The sequence below is a fragment of the Bradyrhizobium sp. 17 genome (assembly GCF_023073515.1).
GTDB classification, from domain to species: domain Bacteria; phylum Pseudomonadota; class Alphaproteobacteria; order Rhizobiales; family Xanthobacteraceae; genus Bradyrhizobium; species Bradyrhizobium canariense_D.
Map to the genome: position 1 here is coordinate 1 of NZ_JADPJQ010000118.1, position 693 is coordinate 693.

Annotated in this window: 1 protein-coding gene; it reads left to right on the top strand. The window is 56.6% G+C overall.

Annotation, left to right across the window (positions count from 1 at the left end; genetic code table 11):
- Positions 1–160: 160 nt before the first annotated feature.
- Positions 161–693: radical SAM protein (locus tag IVB13_RS27445; RefSeq protein WP_346732287.1), on the top strand; the 533-nt coding region annotated here is incomplete at its 3' end.

The following is a 693-nucleotide window of genomic DNA, read 5'->3' on the forward strand; positions in this document are numbered from 1 at the left end:
AGGCAACGGTCGTACTCTCGCCGTCGGTCATCATAGATTATCTATCAAAAAAGCGGGTGCGTTCGCAGGCGGCGTGGGTTAGCATCAAGACGAAGATCAACGATCATAGATAATCACGAGTATTATCTATGATCAATCATGGATGGGAACGCAAGTCTTAATGATTGCCTCTCGGAGAGTAGAACGGAACGACAGTAGAAACGGCGCACAGGTTCGCAGTAACTGGGAGCGCCCCGAGGCCCAAGCGCTCTATAGCCTGCCGTTTGCCGACCTGATGTTTCAGGCGCAGAGCGTTCATCGCGACAACTTCGATCCAAACCATGTCGAAACCGCAAGCCTGCTCAGCATCAAGACCGGCGGCTGTCCGGAAGATTGCGGCTACTGCTCCCAGAGCGCGCATTACCAGACCGGTCTGAAAGCGACCCGCCTGATGGATTGCGCCGATGTGGTCGCCAGCGCACAGCGCGCCAAAGATGCCGGCGCGAGCCGCTTCTGCATGGCCGCGGCCTGGCGCAGTCCAAAAGACCGCGATCTCGATCAGGTCTGCTATATGGTTAGCGCGGTCAAAGGTCTTGGAATGGAAACCTGCGTCACGCTCGGCATGCTGACCCCGAACCAGGCCATACAGCTCTTTGAGGCTGGACTCGACTTCTACAATCACAACGTCGACACCTCGCCGGAGTTCTACGGCAA